We start from the raw sequence: 18,900 nt of genomic DNA on the forward strand, positions 1-18,900 counted from the left end.
TCACTACCTTAAATAGAAACTTTCATTTGTTTTAATGTTTCTTCCAAGTTTCCGCTTCTCATAAATGTTTCCCCTACTAAAATAGCATTGGCACCAGCCTCTACCACTCTTCTAATATCATCTGTTGTGGCAATCCCGCTTTCGCTTACTAAAAAGCTGCCACTTTTTTTAATCATCGAAGCCAATTTTTCTGTTGTTTCAAGTGATACTTCAAATGTTTTTAAGTTTCGATTATTTACTCCTATCAATGATGCTCCAAGGGCAATAGCACGTTCTGCTTCCTCTTTATTATGCACTTCTACAAGGACTTCCAAATCTTTTTCTATTGCATATTCATACAGATTTTTTAATGTTTCATCATCTAAAGCCGCCACAATTAATAAAATTAAATTAGCGCCATAATGCTTGGCAAAATCAATTTGAATAGGATCAATAATAAAATCCTTGCAAAGAATTGGAAGCTCAACAGCTGAACGAACTTTTGTTAAATCTTCAAATGTTCCTTTAAAAAAAGGAGTGTCCGTTAAAACAGAAATAGCATCGGCACCAAACTGTTCATAATCTCCTGCCTGTTTGGTTGGATCTAACTTGGCATTTATCTCTCCTTTTGAAGGTGATGCCCGTTTAAATTCCGCAATAACAGAAAGAGTATTGGCACTTTTCAATGTATTCAGAAAGGAATATTTGGGTTTATTTTGGACAGTAGTCCCCAACTCTTCTTTTCTAGTTTTTAATTCTTCCACAACCGTATGTTTTTCGGCAATAATTTTATCTAAGATTGTTCCCATTATATCCCTGCTTTCTGCAATTTTCCACTTTTTTCAACCAATTGCTGCAATTTGCGATACGCTGCACCTGTATCAATACTTTCAGCGGCTAATTGGACTCCTTCTGCAATTGTTTCTGCTCGGCCTGCTGCATAAATGCCGATTCCTGCATTTAATAATACAGTATCTCGGTAAGCCCCTTTTTCTCCTTTTAATACATTTAATAGAATTTCGGCATTTTCTTTTGCGTCCCCGCCTCGAATTTCTTCATTTGAATAAACAGGAAGGTTTACATCAAAAGGGTGAAGCATTACTTTACGAATGCTGCCATTTTCCAAAATAACCAATTCATTTTCTCCTTGCAAACTAGCTTCATCCATGCTGCCTGCACCATTTAACACAACCGCTCTTTTTCTTCCTAATTTTTTTAGTACTTCTGCAAAAGGCTCGGTAAAATCTTTTCGATAGATCCCAAGCACTTGAGAATCTAAATTGATCGGATTAGTTAATGGGCCAATTAAATTAAAGATGGTTGGAATTCCTAACTCTCTGCGAACTTTCGTAATTCTCCCCATTTTCGGCTGAACATGCTGTGCAAATAAAAAAGTTATACCGACACTTTCTAACTGTTCTTCATTTTGCTCTGGGGTAATGTTTAATTTAATGCCCAGCGTTTCCAACACATCGGCACTTCCAGTTTTACTCGAAATGCTTCTATTGCCATGTTTTGCAACAGGTATTCCTGCACCTGCCATCACGAATGCAGAAGTACTGGAAACATTAAAGCTTTGCGAACCATCTCCCCCTGTGCCACAATTATCAATGCAGCCTGGCATGCTATTTTGAAATGGAAGGGTTTGTTCTCTAACAGCTTTGACGATGCCGACCATTTCATCAACTGTCTCTCCCTTCATTTTTAAAGCAGTAATAAAGGAAGCAATTTCACTGTCAGATATTGTGTCAGAAAATAACTTTCTTGCAGCAATAATCATTTCTTCTTCTGTTAATGATTGGTTTTGCAATAACTTCTGTAAATATGCTTTCATTTGATTACTTCCTTTCTTGTTTCTTTTATAAAGTTCGCAATTAATTGTTTGCCGTACCCTGTACCAACCGATTCTGGATGAAATTGAAATCCATAAAGAGGAAATTCTTTATGCTTAATAGCCATAATTTCTTGATCATCACTAGAATGGGCTAATATGGTAAATTCTTCTGGCAATGTGCCATTTTTAATCACAAGAGAATGATATCGCATCACTTCAACCGGCTCTTCTAATCCTTCAAAAACCGAAGATTGCTTTGTTGCTAAAAAGGATGTTTTTCCGTGCATAATATTATCTGCTTTTATTATTTCTGCACCAAATGCGTAGCCAATTCCTTGATGACCCAAACAAATTCCAAGTATTGGGAATTCCTTATATAGTTGTTGGATAAGCGTAATAAGTATTCCAGCATTTTCTGGTCTTCCAGGCCCAGGAGACAAAACAATTCGATCTGGATTTAGCGCTCGTATCTCCTCAATGGAAATTTTATCATTGCGGATAACTTTCACTTCTTCTCCCAATTCCCCCAGATACTGAAATAAGTTATACGTAAAAGAATCATAGTTATCGATTAATAAAATCATGTTGCCCCTCCAAAAATACTTTTAGTTTATGAATGGTTTCTTCATATTCTTTTTCTGGCACCGAATCATACACAATGCCTGCACCTGCTTGGATATATGCCGTTTCTCCTTTAATCACCATTGTTCTTATCGCTAAAGCAAAATCCATATTGCCATTTTTAGAAAAATAGCCAACTGCTCCTGAATAAATACCTCTTTTTACGCCCTCTAGCTCATTGATAATTTGCATGGCTCGTATTTTCGGTGCACCAGACACAGTTCCTGCTGGCAAACAAGATACAAGTGCATCCACACTAGAATATTCTTCTTTTAAATCGCCGCTGACTTCGGATACTAAATGCATCACATGTTTATATTTTTCTACTTTTAAATATTTATCAACATTTACGGACCCAAAATGGCTCACTTTTCCGACATCATTGCGTGCTAAATCTACAAGCATTTTATGTTCTGCCAACTCTTTTTCATCTTGTAATAAATCGTTTGCTAAATGGTTATCTTCTTCTACATTTGCACCTCTTGGCCTTGTGCCTGCAATTGGATTAGTAATGACTTTGCCATTATGTGCTTTGATCAAACTTTCCGGCGAGCTTCCTACCACTGCATATTCTTCAAAATCTAAAAAGTACATATATGGCGATTGATTCTTAATTCGCAGGCCGCGGTAATAAGAAAAAGGGGAACCTTCTATTTTTGCCGACATGCGCTGGGATGGAACAACTTGAAAAATATCGCCGTTTCTAATATACTCTTTTGCCTTATTCACTTTTTCTACAAATGCTTCCTTTGTAATAGACGGCTGAAAACTAGTTAAAGCAACCTCCTCCTTTTCTTCTACAAATGGTGTCGTTAGTTCTTCTTTTCGTTTATTTATTTTATCCTGCAATTCTTTTTCCGTTGTTGAATCAGAAAGGGGAGTTGCTATCAAATAAATTATTTGTTCTAAATGATCAAAAATAATCAAATCTTCAAAAAATAATAAATGCACATCTGGAATGCCGATCTCATCTTTCGCTTCTGGTCCGATATCTTCGTATTGTCTAATATTATCATACCCAACATAGCCGATTGCACCGCCAGTTATTGGAAGATCAAATGGCAGCTCCACTTGCCTTTTTGGCAGTAGTTTTTCAACCAAAGACAAAGATTTTTCATTGATGACCTCTTTGGTGTTTCCTCGGATAATGGTAGAAACCGAACCGTTGCCAATTAACTCAAAGGCAGGATTAGAGCCGATAATTGAATATCTCCCCGAATTTTGATGTTTTAAAGAACTCTCTAAAAGAAACTTCTTTTTTCCTTTTATACGTTGATAAATGCTAATTGGAGTTAATGTGTCTCCAGCTATTTTTTCAATAAGTAACAAATCTGCTTTTGTAGGCATCAAACTTTCTCCTCCTTTAATAAAAAAAGTCCCCTATCTCGCATCTTCAAATAAAGATACAGATAGAGGACGATTAAAAACCGCGGTACCACCTCACGTTAGAGTGTCTGACACTCTCCCTTTTCAAGTACTAATAATAAATACTCTATCCCTTTAACGGTGGAAACCGACGAACCATACTTTTACTTCAAGTCCGCACTCATAAGTCCATTCTGCAAGTAGATTGTATCGGTTTTCACCAGCCACCGACTCTCTAAAACAACACTCACTAGCATACTACTCTTAATCATCGTTTTTTTTATTTTTTTGTATACAAAAAGGGCTCTCTCCTATAAAAAGGACGAGAAACCCGTGGTGCCACCTTCATTAGCTTATAATAAGCTCACTTTAAGAAATACTTGCATATCTATGATGCAATATTTCCGTCTCTTGTAACGACGAGACTTTCGCTAAAGCCTACTCCTTTAACAGTTTCGGTTTAGAGGCTAGAAGTCCATTCATTATTATGTCTACACTGATTTTCACCAACCATCAGCTCTCTAAAGCATCCATAAAAATTACTACTCTTCATCACTGCCAATCACTATGTTGTTTTAATCATATGTATTTTTTCAAAAAAAGTCAAGAGAATCCAACTTATTTTTTTATTTTTTGCAGAGCTTTTTCAAATCGATTGCGCCAATCTAAAGCCAAATCTTCCAATAGTAATACTTTTTCAATTTTCTTTTTATTTTCTTTATCTAAAAGCATTAAATTTGTTGCATCCCAAACCGATATTTCAGATTGTTTTCTTTCTAATAAAGTAAACGATGAATTTGCATCGACCTGTCCCTCTTTTACTACTTTCAAAAAATACCCGGTATAACAGGTTTCCATTATTCTTTTTAAAAACATATTTATATGGTTATACTTAGAAATGGTCGAACATGGAATTCTCCCTTGTGTAACTTGTACGATTGCATCTCCTAATGAAAAAATATCTCCTATATAGGTTTCTTTTTCTACATAACCTGTTGCACAAATATTTTCTCCAAATGCAGGAATTGCTAATTCTGTTTGAAACTCCTTTTCCCAAGCTGCATAATGCTCATAAGGGTAAAAACATACAGCTCTTTCAGGTCCGCCATGAAAGGCTGGATTTGCTACACCATCTCCGACAAAACAATCTTCTGTCAATTGAGCAGATTGTTTTATTGTTTTTCCAATCGCCGAAACATATTTTTTTTCCTGCCAACTAAGCTCTTCTGGTTGGCCAATGCTTAATGCAACAATATTCCCCACATCTATTCCTCCATCTCTTATTTTGCCTATCTTTTATCTTAATATGAATAAATTAAAAATCAAAGCCCTTTCCTGCATAATTCCTTCCTTTTCTTATGTTTGATGCTTATTTTCCAAAAAACATCCGCATTATTAGTTAGCTTTTTTCTTTATTTTTTGCGTTATCGTCATATACACTTTTTCCCAAAACATTTTTTTACTAATTTGCAGAGGAACGGTACATATTAAATGTAGTTAACATTTTGAACGCTAAGGAGATAAGTCAAGATGGAGAATATTAATGATAAAAAGATGATTGGCATGTCTATTAATAAAACAACCCATAAAACCAAAAACAAGCAAACAGAAGTATCCAAAATGTCAATTCTTTCAATATCATCGATACCGCTAGTTATGACACTCGGCAACAGCATGCTTATCCCAGTACTGCCCTCTATTGAGAAAAAACTGAATATCTCTTCTTTTCAAGTTAGTATGATTATCACTGTCTATTCCATACTAGCAATTCTTTTAATACCTGTTGCCGGATACTTATCAGATCATATCGGCCGAAAAAAGGTGATTATTCCAAGCTTGATTATTTCTGGCATAGGTGGATCCATTGCAGGAATTGCCGCATGGTTAATGAAAGACAGTTATTGGGTTATATTGATTGGAAGAGCCTTGCAAGGCATTGGAGCAGCTGGAGCATTTCCAATTGTACTGCCCTTAGTTGGAGATATGTTTAAGGATGAAGAAGAGGTTTCAAGCACTTTAGGAGTTATTGAAACGGCAAATACATTCGGCAAGGTGCTAAGCCCTATATTAGGAGCCATTTTAGCAGGATTTATCTGGTTTATTCCCTTTATGGCAATTCCTGTATTTTGCCTTTTGTCAGTCATTTTAATACTAGTTTTTGTAAAAGTGCCAACCAGTTCAAAAAAACCTCTTCCATTTAAAGAATTTATTGCACACACAAAAGAAATAATTCATAAAGATAAGAAATGGCTATATGCTATTTTTTTTATTGGAACTATTGTCATGTTTGTTTTATTTGCAGAAATGTTTTATTTATCTGATGTTCTAGAAAAAAAGTACCATATTAAAAATATAAAAAAAGGGTTTTTTCTTGCCATTCCATTAGGAGCATTATGCATTACTTCTTTTATTACAGGAAGAAAAATTAAACAAGATCAAATGCTGATGAAATGGATTACTTTCAGCGGCATTATAGCTATTATTATTGGCACAGTCGCTTTAAGTTTTCACGATAGTTTATGGTATGTTATCGGCTTTTTAACATTATCAGGGATTGGAATAGGAGCAAGCCTTCCTCCCCTTGATGCATTAATTACAGAGGGCATTGAAAAAGAAGAGCGAGGCACAATTACAAGCATGTATAGTTCGATGAGGTTTATTGGTGTTGCTGCTGGACCACCTCTTATGGCCATTTTGATAAAACACGCAAGCCATACTCAATTTTATATTTTAAGCGGCATTACAGTGCTTGCAGCGCTTGCCGCATTTTTTCGCTTAAAGCATGACAGCGAAAAAGCAAGCTGACTAGATTATCCCCCCCCTCTTTTGCATCTAAGTGGGGGGATTATATTTTACTAATTAGAGTTATACATTCAAAGGAAATGCCCGAGTTTTATAGTTTAATTCCACAGATCTTGCCTATTTTAACCTAGGCGATAAGCAATGGACTGCAACAAAGATTTTTTTCCTATATATAAAACAGTATCAGCAGAAGATATCACATTTAAAAATTCTTAAAAGGATTAATTATTTTGCATAAAAAAAGATGCAAAAGTCTTTTTCACTTTTGCATCTTTTTTATTTTTATTTTTCAACTAGTGGCTTTTTTAAAATTCCTAATAAAATGGCCGCTACTACCGCACCAATTAAAATGGCTAAGAAGTATAATAATGGACTGCCATCTACTAAACCTACAACAAAGATTCCTCCATGTGGTGCTCTAAGTCCGATATTAAAGAACATAGATAATGCGCCAGTAACTGCTGCACCAATTGCTACAGACGGAATAACACGCAATGGATCTGCTGCTGCAAACGGAATCGCACCTTCAGTAATAAAAGATAATCCCATAATATAGTTTGTTGGAGCCGCGTCACGTTCTTGTTTTGTAAATTTATTTTTAAAGAATGTGGAAGCTAATGCAATTGCAAGCGGCGGCACCATACCACCTGCCATAATAGCTGCCATTGGCTCATACACACCATTTGCAATTAAGCCTGTACCGAAGACATAGGCTGATTTATTGATTGGGCCACCCATATCGATCGCCATCATGCCACCTAAAATAAGTCCTAATAATACTGCATTCGCTGTTCCTAAACCAGATAACCAGTTTGTAATAGCCGTATTTAACGCACCAACTGGGCCATTTACTACATAATGCATTAATAATCCTGTAATTAAAATCCCTAATAATGGGAAAAGTAAAATCGTTTTAATACCTTCAAGAGACTGCGGCATTACTTGCAATGCTTTTTTCAATCCGATAACAACATAACCTGCTAAGAAACCAGCGATTAAGCCGCCAAGGAAACCAGCACCGCCGCTTGCTGCCATCATACCGCCAACCATACCAGCTGCAAAACCAGGACGATCCGCAATACTCATTGCAATGAAACCAGCTAAAACAGGGACTAATAAAGCAAAAGCATTATCTCCACCAATTGCTTTTAATACTGCCGCAAAAGCATTGTAGCTTGGATCGTCAGGATTGGATGAATTATAGCCAAACATAAAGGAAATTGCAATTAAAATTCCGCCGCCCACAACAAATGGAAGCATGTTGGAAACACCATTCATCAAATGCTTATAAAATCCTGATTTGCCTTTTTTGCCGCTTTCACTGTCAGCAGCTGCTGAACCTGATCCGCCTTGATAGATTGGAGCATCTTGATTTAATGCTTTTTCAATTAATTCTTGTGGTTTTCTGATACCATCTGCAACCGGGGTTTCGATTACATGTTTTCCTTTGAAACGCTCCATTTGCACTTTTGTATCTGCTGCTACAATAATCCCAGTAGCGTTTGCAATTTCTTCAGGTGTCAGAACATTTTTTGCTCCACCAGAACCGTTTGTTTCTACTTTAATGTCGACTCCAAGTTCTGCTGCTTTCGCTTTTAAAGAATCTGCTGCCATATACGTATGAGCAATACCTGTTGGACATGCTGTAACAGCAACAACGAAATTCTTTTTATCTGCAATATTTTGTTCTTCTTCTTCCTCTTCTTCATCATAACTGTCAATAATATCTACAACATCTTTTTTTGTTGCTGCCACAAGCAATTTCGCACGCACTTCTTCTTTTAGCAAGATAGTAGATAAACGTGATAATGCTTCAAGATGTGTATTATTTGCGCCATCTGGAGCGGCAATCATAAAGAAAAGGTGAGCAGGCTGACCATCTAATGACTCATAATCAAGTCCATCTACAGAGCGGCCAAATGCGATTGCTGGATTTTGTACAGCACTAGTCTTTGCGTGAGGAATAGCAATTCCTTCTCCAATACCAGTTGTACTTTGCTCTTCCCTTTTTAGAATAGCTTTTTTATATTCTTCTTTGTTTGCTAATTTCCCTGCATTATTTAACGTGTCAACTAATTGATTGATTGCATCAATTTTTTGTGTTCCTTCTATATTTAAAAGGATAGTTTCTTGCGTTAATAATTCTGTAATTCTCATCAGATAACGCTCCTTTTTTTTATTTTATTTCTTTTATGCCCCGCTACTATTGAATAACTACTTGAGGCAATAAACTTTCTACTTTTTCTTTTGTGCATAAACCAATTGAAAATGCTGTCGCACTGCCTGAAGCTACGCTATAGCGAAATGCTTCTCTAATATCTTGCATTTCTTGATATTTCGCTAAGAAACCAGCTACCATACTATCGCCGGCACCTACAGAGCTTTTCAATTCGCCTTTTGGAACTGTGCTAATAATTGTTTCATGCTCATTAACCAATACGGCGCCATCGCCTGCTAAAGATACAATGACGTTTTGTGCACCACGCTCCAGCAGCTTTTTAGCATATGGGATTACTTCTTCCACACTTGTTATTGTTGTATCAAATAATTCTCCCAATTCATGATGGTTTGGCTTAATAAGAAAAGGGTTATATGGAAGTACTTTGTTTAATAGCTCCCCTTCTGCATCCACTACAAATGACACATTATTCTTATGGCAAATTCCCACTAGCTCTTCATATGTTGTTTTTGGCAAAGTAGATGGAATACTGCCTGCAAGCACTAATAAATCCTCTGAAGTCAGTTCACTGATTTTTTGTTTTAATTCTGCAAACTTTTCTTCTGAAATAGCAGGACCATTTGCATTTAATTCTGTTTCTGTATCAGCTTTTACCTTCACATTAATTCGTGTATCTTCTTCCACTTCTACAAAATTTGTTGCAATGTTTTCTTTTTGCAGCTGATCGACAATATAATCCCCAGTGAAACCACCGATAAATCCTAAAGCTTTGCTAGAAACTCCCATACGATTTAGTACGCGGGAAACATTTATTCCTTTTCCTCCAGCAAATTTGCTCGGATTGCCTATTCTGTTTAATTCACCTAATTGCACCACATCTAATTCGATAATGTAATCAACAGATGGATTTAATGTCAATGTGTAAATCATACTTTCACAACCTTTATACGTGTTTTACTTGCATACATTTTACTTACTTCTTCATTAAGATGATTAGTGATAATAGTAGCTTCATGCAAATCTGCAATTTTAGAGAAATACACTTCCGAAAACTTGCTGCTATCTGCCAGTACATATGCTTCTCTCGAAAGTTTCATGGCCGCGTATTTCACCATCGCTTCTTCTTGATCAGGTGTAGTATACCCTGAATTAGGATGAATACCATTGACCCCCATAAAACATTTATCAAAACGATAATTATTTAAACTTAATAACGCACCTCTTCCTACCAATGCATTTGTCTTTTCTTTTATATATCCCCCTATCAGGTAGGTACTAATCCCCAGTTTTATTAAGGGTTCCAAGTGCATTAGTCCATTCGTTACCACCACAATATTTTTATGTGCCAGATAGGGAATCATCTCTGTTACAGATGACCCTGCGTCTAAATAGATGCTATCCCCTTCTTCCACAAATTGTGCTGAAAATGAGGCGATTGCTTGTTTTTCATGACGGTTTTTGGATGTTTTTTCACTCATGCTCGGCTCCGACAATTTACCTTGCAGTTTGCTTGCCCCACCGTGCACTCTTTTTAAAAAACCTTCTTCTTCCAATAAGGTTAAATCACGTCTAATCGTCGATTCTGAAGTATGTGTTATTTCTACAAGTTCCTGTATTTTAACAATATTTTTTTCCCTAATTAACTGTAATATTAATTGATGGCGCTCAGGTGTTAACACTTATTCACATCCCCTTTTTTTAGAGTATGTGCTTGCTTTATATAGCATATAATACTGTAATCGATTTCAATGAGCAAGCATTTTCTTTCAGAATTAGTCAAAAAGTTTCATATTTTGATAGTTTGTGAACGTTTTTTGTATTTTCAGTTTTTTCAATCCATTATTTTTTAGAAAAAAAGAAGGAAGAAAAAAATAAATTCCACTCCTACTATTAGCTTTATTATCACATTTCTTCTATAATGGAAAAATCGACAAAATTTTTTAGGAAAAGGATTTAAATAAATGAACAAAATCTCCTACTATTATTTAGAATTAGTTAAATTGATTGTTATCGCTATTATTCTTTTTGCACTGTTTGGAGTAATCAATGATGCAGTTATCAAAGGAATAACTGGATCGTCTTTCCCAAACCCTGATTTTCTTCAGTATAAAGGATCTCAACCCTTATATATTTTACAGCATATCGCCTGTGCTTTCCTCGTATTTGTTTTGTACAAAAATACGATTCAATTTATTGGTTTCCATAAAAATAAAAAAGGAAAGAAACTTTCTCCAAAATGGTCAAAAACAATCATCTATTCTTCCCTTTTTGTAATTATTATTTATTATTTATTTTTATTGCTGCAATAATTCATCCATCTTTCTCTTTTCTTCTTTTTATAGCCATAAAAAAAGAAGAAAAAATCGTGAAAATGGACAGAATACGTTACTACCAAATTTTCCAACTCACTATCTATAGTCACTGATCATTCTAAATGCTTAATTCTCCGTTTTTGTTGCTAAAAGGACGTGAATTTTCCGGGAAAAGTCACGGCAATATGTCAAAGTAACTCATAGTAATAATAGGCGAAAGTCATACTAACAAAAGAAAATAGAATTAAAAAAGAAGGTGCAATCCATATTGAGATTGCACCTTCTTTCAGAGTGTAGACAAAGCTTATTTTGCTAACTTTCAGGCTGATCGAAAACATTTGTCTTTGGAGGCGTGAAGCCTTGGGAGGTAATAAGCATCCGAGCAAGGCGAACAACGAAGAAAGCGAACGTTTGTCAACAGCCTCAAAGAGATTGCACCTTCTTTTCTAGTAACCTATCTTTTTGCAAATCTTTCATATATATCCTGCAAAGTATTACAACCCATCTCTTGCGCCTTGTGTAAATATTGTGTCCAAAGAATAGCTGTTAGTTTTGCATCTCCTAATGCATGATGACGATTTTCAATGGAGATTTCACTGTATTTGCACCACTCTTCTAACGTCACAATGGAATGATTAGGCGCCACAATTTTAAATAAAAAAGAGGTGTCAACAATACGATGCTTAAAAGGTGTTTTAAATTGCTTCCAACATGCAGATTGCATAAAGTTTTTTTCATGAGAAGAGTGATGAGCCACTAATGTATCATCTTTAATAAATTCAAAAAATTTCACCATTACTTCTGATAAATTCGGTGCATCCACTAAATGATCATTGCTAATGCCAGTTAACTCCGTAATTTCTTCTGATATTTCTTCCTTAATATGAACCAAGGAGTAAAATCGCTCCTCCTGTATTTCACAGCCTATGACTTTTACCGCTCCAATAGAAATAATCTGATCTCCCTTTTCAGGGAAAAAACCAGTTGTTTCAATATCAAATACAACTGTTTTCAAATCTCGCAAAGCGAGGCGGCTTGCCACCTCCACTTTTAAATCCTTTTGAAACTGCCTCATAAATGCAAGCTGCTGAGAATTAAATCCTGATGAATTTGTATTTAATACACTTGAATTTACTTTTCCATACAAATCTCTCATATACTGAAGAAAAGATTCTACACCCATGTTAACACCCTTTTTCAATTATCCTTTGAACCTGTTGATATAATTTTATTCCGTTTCTCAGCAATTGTTTAATTTCTTGTCTTTCTTCTTTTGTTAATTGATTAATATTTAAAAAATGAACATCACTGTATGTTTCGGCATTTCTAAATAAGACAATTCGATAGGCTAATATTTTAGCAAAATAATTTTCATAAGGAATTAAAAATGTTTGATAACGATCCATCTTTTTTAGTTTCTTCATTCTTGCCAATGTGGAAGTTTCTTGAAGGCCTTCTTTTATTGCAAGCAGCCTAATTGAATTGACATATGGTAAATACAACGTATTCTTTAAATGAATAAAGCCTTTATGGGAACCAGTTCTTTCAACAAAAAACTGGCCAAAAATGCCGACACCTTTTTTGATCCTCATAACATTATTAGAAAATCGTTTTAAAAGGGAAGGCTTAAATAAACGATATTCATGAATGAACGTTCTAAGCTCCTCTACAAAAACAGCATCACCCGCAAGTTTTCTAGCATCATAAAAAATTTGCAAAAACCGTATTGATTCCCAGCTCTCTGTCTCCATCCATTTCAGAAGCTGTTTTCGCCAATCTTCTAGTGATTTGCACCAAATAGGATTACTGCTCATTACATTTCCTTCACAATAGGAATAGCCTACTTCATTGAGTGCATCACTTAATTCCTTGCCAAATGTTAAAAAATACTGCTGATGACCGGCGCTTGTTTCCTTAAAAATAATGCCATGATCTTGATCACTAACCAATCCTTGTTCCAATCTCCCTGCACTGCCAGTGACAAACCATACAAATTCACAAGGAGGCCTTCCAGCAGCAGTTATATAATTTTCTAAAGCCACTGCAAAAACCTGGTTTAAAATTTCATCATGACACCTGTTTAATCGTGCATTTGTTTCTGCAGCTTCCTTAATTTGTGTTTTTTTATATTCCTTTATTTGATTGATTCGAATAGCATAAGAGCACATTCATGCACTTCCCTTTATAAAAGATAAGATAAATGGTGGATAAAATGATATACTCACTCACAAGCGAGCATAACCATTTATTTATGTTTGTTTTATATATGTTATATATTATAACATGATTTCAAATAAAGTGTGTATCATGATGCAGTAAAATAATAGGAGCCTCACTATAATAGCGAGGCTCTCAGGTCTTTCAAATTACTCCATGTCTTTTGTATTACATATTTTTGCTTTCTTCATTAGAAAGGAATGCTTCTGGATATCCGTATGTTCCATGCTCACTAATATCTAAGCCCATAATTTCTTCTTCCTCTGATACACGAATTCCGCTTACTTTTTTGATAGCCAATAAGATAATATAACTTACAACAAATGCGAAGACTGCACATGTCACAACACCTAACGCTTGAATTCCTAATTGATGGAAACCACCGCCGTAGAATAGTCCAGGCTTACCAACTGTAGCAAGCTCTTTTGTTGCAAATAAACCATTTGATAAAGTTCCCCAAACCCCTGCAGTACCATGTACAGATAATGCAAAGATCGGATCATCAATTTTTTTGTTTTCAAAGAAACGAACACTATAGAATACTAATACTCCAGCAACTAAACCAATCACAACTGCTGCCCATGTATCAACAAATGCACAAGATGCTGTGATAGCAACTAATCCTGCGAGAGCACCATTTAAAATGGTTGTAATATCTGATTTCCCTAAAACAATCCAAGAAATAAATAGTGCAGAAACCGCTCCAGCGGCAGCCGCTAAGTTTGTATTTAATGCAACAAATCCAAAAAAGCCATCTGCTACAGAAACAGTACTACCTGCGTTAAATCCAAACCAGCCAACCCAAAGGATAAGAACACTAAGCGCCGTGTACACTTGGTTATGTCCAAAAATTGGATTTGCAGAACCATCTGCATTATATTTGCCAATACGTGGTTTTAATAGAATAGTAGCCGCTAACGCCGCCATTGCACCAGTTAAATGAACTACTGTGGAACCGGCAAAGTCTTGTTTTCCATGTTCAGCCAACCAACCGCCGCCCCAAATCCAGTGAGCAATAACCGGATATACAATCGCAGAGAATAAAAGTGAAAAAATAACGTAAACAGATAATTTCGCACGTTCTGCAAAACCGCCAAGAGCAATTGTTAAAGAAATTCCAGCAAAAGCTAATTGGAAAACAAAAAATACGGATGTTTGTAATGCTGCACCTTCTGCTTGTGCACCTGAATAGAAGAAATCAGTTAATCCAACAAAAAAGTTGCCATTTCCTCCAAAGATAAACCCGTATCCAACAGCCCAGAATACTAATGATGAAACTCCAAATGTAAAGACTGTTTTACCAGCAATATGCCCAGCATTTTTCATTCTTGTGGAACCAGCTTCTAATAAAATGAATCCACCTAACATAAAAATAACTAAAATTGCACCAACCATTGTCCACAAGCTGTTCATTAAAAACTCTAATTCTTCCATTTTGAGCTTTTCCCCCTTTATGTTATGTATATTTTATTTACTTTCAGTGTCATATAATCTAACACTTTGTTAACTTTATTTTACCCATATTAAATTTTCTGTCAATATGATTTTCTTATTTAATTTTCAAAAAAATGAAATAATTGTTTGTTTCCCTTTATTTTACGTGATTTACCAGCCTTTTAGAATTAAAAACTATTTTTTTATGAACAAATAAAGAAAGCGTTGTCATAATTGTTCGTCATTCTTCCACTGCCTGCTCCATAATAAAAAGGTGTTCTAATATGTCAGGTATCTGACATATTAGAACACCTCAGTAAACTAAATTTTGTTTGTAATTAGCAAATAAATGTCGCACCAACGATAATCAACAAGATAAATAATACTACGATTAATGCGAATCCGCCGCCGTATCCAACTCCACCAGCATATCCACAACCACCGTATCCATATCCTGCTCCATAACCGTAACCACCGTACATAAAACCTTCCCCTTTCTACATATATATTTTAATTGTTAACAACCTCTCGTTAACTAGGAAGCTGTTTGCTAAAGAATTTCTCCCTTAACACTTCCTTACAAAACATCATATGCAAGTATGACTAATTGGGTTTGGGTAAATGTCTATGTTCAGCAAAAAACCCATTGTATTTTATTATTTACTTATACTAATATATTTTCTGCTAATTGTTTTGCGCGATCAAATGGCGAATCCCCATAACTGATTTCAGAAATAACTGCTACTCCATCTCCTCCAGCATCCATCACTTTTTTTGCATTTTGGGACGTAATCCCTCCAATTCCGACAATAGGAATATCGATGCCCCTCTCTTTCAGCTCCTGAATTAATTTTGTGCCTTGCACTTCCTTGGCATCTTTTTTTGTATTAGTTGGGAAAATAGGACCAATCCCCACATAATCAGCGCCAGCAGCAATTGCTTTTTTGACTTCTTCAATAGAGTGTGCGGACACACCTAACATTCTATCTCCAATTTTCTTTTTCACAAGTGTTGGAGATTCATCCTCCTGACCGATATGTACCCCATCAGCATCTATTTCAATAGCCAAATCCACATCATCATTAATGATAAAAGGAACCTGATATTCATGGCAAATTTCCTTCCATCTTCGAGCAAGTTCTATTTTCTCCTTGCCCGTATAGGATCCTTCTCCCTTTTCGCGGAATTGAAAAATAGTCACGCCACCTTTTAACGCTTCTGTTAAAACAAATTCATGTTCATGATTTGTATTATTGCTGCCCATTATAAAATATACTTTCAATTTCTCTCGGATCCAGTCCTTACTGTATCTGCTCAATCTCTAGCCCTTCTTTCCTAACTTCTTACCGTACGATTTTGCTGCTCTTGATAAGCCCAATGATTTGTTGGCCCATGACCGCTTCCAATATGCAAGTCCTTTTGAATTGCACAATATACAAATTCTTTGGCGATTTGAAATGCTTCTTCCATTGTTTGCCCTTTTGCTAAACAAGCTGCAATAGCGGCTGCAAATGTACAGCCCGTTCCATGAGTATTTTCTGTAAAAATCCGTTTTGAATATAATTCTACAAAACCTTTTCCGTCAAATAATAGATCTGTCAAATTATCATCGGTATCATGACCGCCTTTAATAATGACATTTTTTGCACCCAATTCAAACAACGCTTCTGCTGCCAATTTCCTTTCAGCTAAAGACTTTATATTAAGGCCAGTAAGCTCCTCTGCTTCTGGAATATTTGGTGTAATCACTGTCGCAACTGGAAGCAAATATTTTTTCATGGCAAACACAGCCTCCTGCTGCAATAGTGCAGATCCTCCCTTTGCAATCATCACAGGATCTACAACTACCTGCTGCCATCCGTATTGTTTAACTTTAGAAACTACTAGTTCAATAATTTCCGAATTAAACAACATCCCTGTTTTTACTGCTTCCGTCCCCATGTCAAGTCCAATGGCATCTAGCTGCTGTTCAATCGCTTCTAGACTCATCGGGTATACCCCATGCACTCCAAGTGTATTTTGAGCAGTTACAGCCGTAATAGCGCTCATACCAAATACTTTCAGCTCTTGAAATGTTTTTAAATCTGCTTGAATCCCTGCTCCTCCACCTGAATCAGAGCCTGCTATTGTTAATGCTTTTGCTCTTTTCATATCGCAAATTCACCTTCTTTTTCTATACGCGCCATTTTTAAAATGTCTTCTTTATTTACTTGCGCCAATTTATTTAATAATTGAATTTGGAAACTCCCCGGACCTTCTTTCCCTCCTTGTTCTGCTGCCATTTCTGCTGCAACTCCATATGCTGCAAGCCCAGCTGCACAAGCTTTGACAACATCCTTTTCCACGGCAATAAAAGCCGCCAGCACAGAAGACAATAAACAGCCTGCACCAGTAACTTTTGTTAATAACGGATGCCCATTAGCGATTAAATAGACAATATCTCCATTTGCTACAACATCCTTTTTTCCTGTAATGACAACAGGTGCTTGTATTTTTTTAGAAGCCGCTTTTGCAATTGCCACAACATCTTCCGTTAATCCTACTGCATCTACCCCTTTTATCTCTGCCTGCATCCCGCTGACTGCGGCAACTTCTGCTGCATTCCCTCTCATTAAGGAAATCTTTACTTCATTTAGTATTTTTTGAACACTTTCTGTTCGATAAGCGGTAGCCCCAGCGCCTACAGGATCTAGAACAACCGGAGTATTCCCCTTATTTGCCGCTTTTCCTGCAATAATCATGCTCTCCACATTTTCTTTTGTTAAAGTCCCGATATTTAATACTAAGGCATCTGAAGCCACAGCCATATCTGCTACCTCTTCTTTTGCATATGCCATAACAGGTGATGCCCCAATAGCAAGAAGTCCATTTGCTGTAAAATTTGTTACAACAACATTCGTGATATTATGAATCAGAGGGTTCTTTTCTCTCATTCTATTTAATATTTCTCCCGCTTCCATTACTTCTTTCATTATGCTCATATAATTTCTCTCCTTTTTTTCTCCGATTATTTATGCTTGTTTCTCTCCATACTAAAAAGCCATGCCTGTACAGGTTCCCCTTCTAGCTCTCCTCCTTTTTTGCCAACAAAAGAAGCGGCTTAAAGCGAACTCACAAGCATAGCTTAATAAAAAAACACTTCCGCCTTTTAGGTCAAAGTGTTCCGACATGTGTGTTTACACTCCCTGCGCTGGCATTATCCAACAGGTTCCTTCGGTCTATGGCAGCATATCCATACTCTCAGCCTGATTCTACAAGCTCCCGATTATTCATTTAGTTCTCATTTAGTGTATCTTATTTCTTTTATCGATGCAAGATTCTGTCTATTCGTTTTCCCATTATAAATCATAAATATATTCTTCCAATGGCTTTTCACTTTTTTCTACTTTTTGCACTTTTAATACAGGCATCATCGTGCCATCTATCTCTTTTTTTTGAATCGTCGCCGTAATTGTATACCAGTCTCCTGTTTTTAGCTTGCTAAGATCTCCATTCAGCATATATCCATATATGGACAAATCAGCAACACAATGGGTCATTACTTTTCTCGCAAGCACTGCTTCATTGTTTTTTAATCCTTCCTCTCGATAAATATATCCATTCATTACAATTTTCCTTCCAACTGCATCATCCAATTGATTATTAAGAAGATCCATCACAGAAAAAAAATTCGTATCTTTTACAATTATTTCGTCCTCCATTTTCATGTTAAGAGTTCTACCATCATCATTCGTTGTTTCTGAAATATAACCATTTGTAGATAATAAATCTTTATTTATAGAAAAATCTTCAATTGTAAAAAAGAAAAACAATGGACTAAAAAATAGCAGATAGGGGATGAGCTGCTTGATCGTTGAAGTGTTCTGGTCGCATACATCACAGTCACAATCTGCTCCTTTTAAATTGCTGTTTAAAAGACGAAAAAAACCTAACATAAACATCACTACCATTGATATTAGGAGAAAAGGAACCAATTTTGGCGCTACAAGCATGGTAATCATATTTTTGACAAATAGCTTAAAAAGAAGCAGGCTAAAGCTAATCAAAACAATACCTTGCAGCTCATTGGATAATTGCCAATTAGGACTCCAGCTGATTTTCACAAAACAACCTCCTTTCTTTTGCTTCTAATCCTTTTAAAATAGCTTCATCATTTT

Annotated in this window: 18 protein-coding genes, 1 riboswitch and 2 other annotated features; of the genes, 2 read left to right on the top strand and 16 right to left on the bottom strand. The window is 35.9% G+C overall.

Annotation, left to right across the window (positions count from 1 at the left end; all coding sequences use genetic code 11):
- Positions 1-8 precede the first annotated feature (8 nt).
- The 5 genes from trpC to CWS01_RS09920 form a co-directional block, all read right to left on the bottom strand.
- Positions 9-788 (bottom strand): indole-3-glycerol phosphate synthase TrpC, encoded by a 780-nt coding sequence (trpC, locus tag CWS01_RS09900; protein ID WP_101177035.1) that lies wholly within the window; start codon positions 786-788, stop codon positions 9-11.
- Positions 788-1,813: an anthranilate phosphoribosyltransferase gene (gene trpD / locus CWS01_RS09905; RefSeq protein WP_101177036.1), complete on the bottom strand. Its 1,026-nt coding sequence runs from the start codon at positions 1,811-1,813 to the stop codon at positions 788-790. Before trpD ends, trpC begins: the two co-directional genes overlap by 1 nt.
- Positions 1,810-2,397: an anthranilate synthase component II gene (locus CWS01_RS09910; protein WP_101177037.1), complete on the bottom strand. Its 588-nt coding sequence runs from the start codon at positions 2,395-2,397 to the stop codon at positions 1,810-1,812. The genes trpD and CWS01_RS09910 overlap by 4 nt, the downstream gene beginning before the upstream one ends.
- Complete coding sequence (gene trpE, locus CWS01_RS09915; protein WP_101177086.1) at positions 2,378-3,781, bottom strand: anthranilate synthase component I; 1,404 nt, start codon at positions 3,779-3,781, stop codon at positions 2,378-2,380. The genes CWS01_RS09910 and trpE overlap by 20 nt, the downstream gene beginning before the upstream one ends.
- 62 nt (positions 3,782-3,843) lie before the next feature.
- Positions 3,844-4,080, bottom strand: a binding site (T-box leader).
- Between the two features lie 34 nt (positions 4,081-4,114).
- Positions 4,115-4,364 (bottom strand) — a binding site (T-box leader).
- A gap of 53 nt (positions 4,365-4,417) precedes the next feature.
- A complete protein-coding gene (locus CWS01_RS09920) occupies positions 4,418-5,062 on the bottom strand; it encodes an MOSC domain-containing protein (protein WP_101177038.1) in 645 nt (214 codons plus the stop codon).
- A gap of 267 nt (positions 5,063-5,329) precedes the next feature.
- Here CWS01_RS09920 and CWS01_RS09925 point away from each other — a divergent pair, with 267 nt between their 5' ends.
- A complete protein-coding gene (locus CWS01_RS09925) occupies positions 5,330-6,604 on the top strand; it encodes an MFS transporter (RefSeq protein ID WP_101177039.1) in 1,275 nt (424 codons plus the stop codon).
- Between the two features lie 279 nt (positions 6,605-6,883).
- Here the strand turns inward: CWS01_RS09925 and CWS01_RS09930 are convergent, their stop codons facing one another.
- The 3 genes from CWS01_RS09930 to CWS01_RS09940 are packed head-to-tail and all read right to left on the bottom strand — an operon-like array spanning position 6,884 to position 10,459.
- Positions 6,884-8,758 carry a PTS fructose transporter subunit IIABC gene (locus CWS01_RS09930; RefSeq protein WP_101177040.1) on the bottom strand — a complete coding sequence of 625 codons (1,875 nt, stop codon included), beginning with the start codon at positions 8,756-8,758 and terminating at the stop codon, positions 6,884-6,886.
- Positions 8,759-8,804: 46 nt separating this feature from the next.
- The gene (gene pfkB / locus CWS01_RS09935; protein WP_101177041.1) at positions 8,805-9,710 is read right to left on the bottom strand and encodes a 1-phosphofructokinase; all 906 of its coding nucleotides are present in this window, start codon (positions 9,708-9,710) and stop codon (positions 8,805-8,807) included.
- Positions 9,707-10,459 carry a DeoR/GlpR family DNA-binding transcription regulator gene (locus CWS01_RS09940; protein ID WP_101177042.1) on the bottom strand — a complete coding sequence of 251 codons (753 nt, stop codon included), beginning with the start codon at positions 10,457-10,459 and terminating at the stop codon, positions 9,707-9,709. The genes pfkB and CWS01_RS09940 overlap by 4 nt, the downstream gene beginning before the upstream one ends.
- Positions 10,460-10,741: 282 nt before the next feature.
- Here CWS01_RS09940 and CWS01_RS09945 point away from each other — a divergent pair, with 282 nt between their 5' ends.
- Positions 10,742-11,089, top strand: a complete 348-nt coding sequence (locus tag CWS01_RS09945) for a hypothetical protein (RefSeq protein WP_101177043.1) — start codon at positions 10,742-10,744, stop codon at positions 11,087-11,089.
- 457 nt (positions 11,090-11,546) lie between these two features.
- On the opposite strand, the gene CWS01_RS09950 is transcribed toward CWS01_RS09945, so the two are convergent.
- The 8 genes from CWS01_RS09950 to CWS01_RS09985 all read right to left on the bottom strand — a co-directional run bounded on the left by CWS01_RS09950 (position 11,547) and on the right by CWS01_RS09985 (position 18,846).
- A complete protein-coding gene (locus tag CWS01_RS09950) occupies positions 11,547-12,275 on the bottom strand; it encodes an exonuclease domain-containing protein (protein ID WP_101177044.1) in 729 nt (242 codons plus the stop codon).
- Position 12,276: 1 nt separating this feature from the next.
- Positions 12,277-13,260, bottom strand: coding sequence for a DUF294 nucleotidyltransferase-like domain-containing protein (locus CWS01_RS09955; RefSeq protein ID WP_101177045.1), 984 nt, complete (start codon positions 13,258-13,260; stop codon positions 12,277-12,279).
- Positions 13,261-13,477: 217 nt separating this feature from the next.
- On the bottom strand, positions 13,478-14,743 hold the full coding sequence (locus CWS01_RS09960; protein WP_101177046.1) for an ammonium transporter: 1,266 nt from the start codon (positions 14,741-14,743) through the stop codon (positions 13,478-13,480).
- A 338-nt stretch (positions 14,744-15,081) separates the two neighbouring features.
- Positions 15,082-15,225 (bottom strand): YjcZ family sporulation protein, encoded by a 144-nt coding sequence (locus tag CWS01_RS09965; RefSeq protein WP_101177047.1) that lies wholly within the window; start codon positions 15,223-15,225, stop codon positions 15,082-15,084.
- 182 nt (positions 15,226-15,407) lie between these two features.
- Positions 15,408-16,061: a thiamine phosphate synthase gene (thiE, locus tag CWS01_RS09970; RefSeq protein ID WP_101177048.1), complete on the bottom strand. Its 654-nt coding sequence runs from the start codon at positions 16,059-16,061 to the stop codon at positions 15,408-15,410.
- 17 nt (positions 16,062-16,078) lie between these two features.
- Positions 16,079-16,894, bottom strand: coding sequence for a bifunctional hydroxymethylpyrimidine kinase/phosphomethylpyrimidine kinase (gene thiD / locus CWS01_RS09975; protein WP_101177049.1), 816 nt, complete (start codon positions 16,892-16,894; stop codon positions 16,079-16,081).
- Positions 16,891-17,715, bottom strand: a complete 825-nt coding sequence (thiM, locus tag CWS01_RS09980) for a hydroxyethylthiazole kinase (protein ID WP_407938554.1) — start codon at positions 17,713-17,715, stop codon at positions 16,891-16,893. The genes thiD and thiM overlap by 4 nt, the downstream gene beginning before the upstream one ends.
- 193 nt (positions 17,716-17,908) lie before the next feature.
- Positions 17,909-18,018, bottom strand: a riboswitch (TPP riboswitch).
- Positions 18,019-18,081: 63 nt separating this feature from the next.
- A complete protein-coding gene (locus CWS01_RS09985) occupies positions 18,082-18,846 on the bottom strand; it encodes a TIGR03943 family putative permease subunit (RefSeq protein WP_101177050.1) in 765 nt (254 codons plus the stop codon).
- Between the last annotated feature and the right edge of the window lie 54 nt (positions 18,847-18,900).

Source organism: Niallia nealsonii, assembly GCF_002835805.1.
GTDB classification, from domain to species: Bacteria; Bacillota; Bacilli; order Bacillales; family Cytobacillaceae; genus Niallia; species Niallia nealsonii.

Excerpts from the sequence above, each read along its gene's own strand:
- trpC (WP_101177035.1), bottom strand. The coding sequence starts at position 788 with ATGGGAACAATCTTAGATAAAATTATTGCCGAAAAACATACGGTTGTG.
- CWS01_RS09950 (WP_101177044.1), bottom strand. The coding sequence starts at position 12,275 with ATGGGTGTAGAATCTTTTCTTCAGTATATGAGAGATTTGTATGGAAAA.
- thiM (WP_407938554.1), bottom strand. The coding sequence starts at position 17,715 with ATGAAAGAAGTAATGGAAGCGGGAGAAATATTAAATAGAATGAGAGAA.
- CWS01_RS09965 (WP_101177047.1), bottom strand. The coding sequence starts at position 15,225 with ATGTACGGTGGTTACGGTTATGGAGCAGGATATGGATACGGTGGTTGT.
- trpD (WP_101177036.1), bottom strand. The coding sequence starts at position 1,813 with ATGAAAGCATATTTACAGAAGTTATTGCAAAACCAATCATTAACAGAA.
- CWS01_RS09955 (WP_101177045.1), bottom strand. The coding sequence starts at position 13,260 with ATGTGCTCTTATGCTATTCGAATCAATCAAATAAAGGAATATAAAAAA.
- pfkB (WP_101177041.1), bottom strand. The coding sequence starts at position 9,710 with ATGATTTACACATTGACATTAAATCCATCTGTTGATTACATTATCGAA.
- CWS01_RS09910 (WP_101177037.1), bottom strand. The coding sequence starts at position 2,397 with ATGATTTTATTAATCGATAACTATGATTCTTTTACGTATAACTTATTT.
- CWS01_RS09945 (WP_101177043.1), top strand. The coding sequence starts at position 10,742 with ATGAACAAAATCTCCTACTATTATTTAGAATTAGTTAAATTGATTGTT.
- thiD (WP_101177049.1), bottom strand. The coding sequence starts at position 16,894 with ATGAAAAGAGCAAAAGCATTAACAATAGCAGGCTCTGATTCAGGTGGA.
- CWS01_RS09960 (WP_101177046.1), bottom strand. The coding sequence starts at position 14,743 with ATGGAAGAATTAGAGTTTTTAATGAACAGCTTGTGGACAATGGTTGGT.
- CWS01_RS09930 (WP_101177040.1), bottom strand. The coding sequence starts at position 8,758 with ATGAGAATTACAGAATTATTAACGCAAGAAACTATCCTTTTAAATATA.
- CWS01_RS09925 (WP_101177039.1), top strand. The coding sequence starts at position 5,330 with ATGGAGAATATTAATGATAAAAAGATGATTGGCATGTCTATTAATAAA.
- trpE (WP_101177086.1), bottom strand. The coding sequence starts at position 3,781 with ATGCCTACAAAAGCAGATTTGTTACTTATTGAAAAAATAGCTGGAGAC.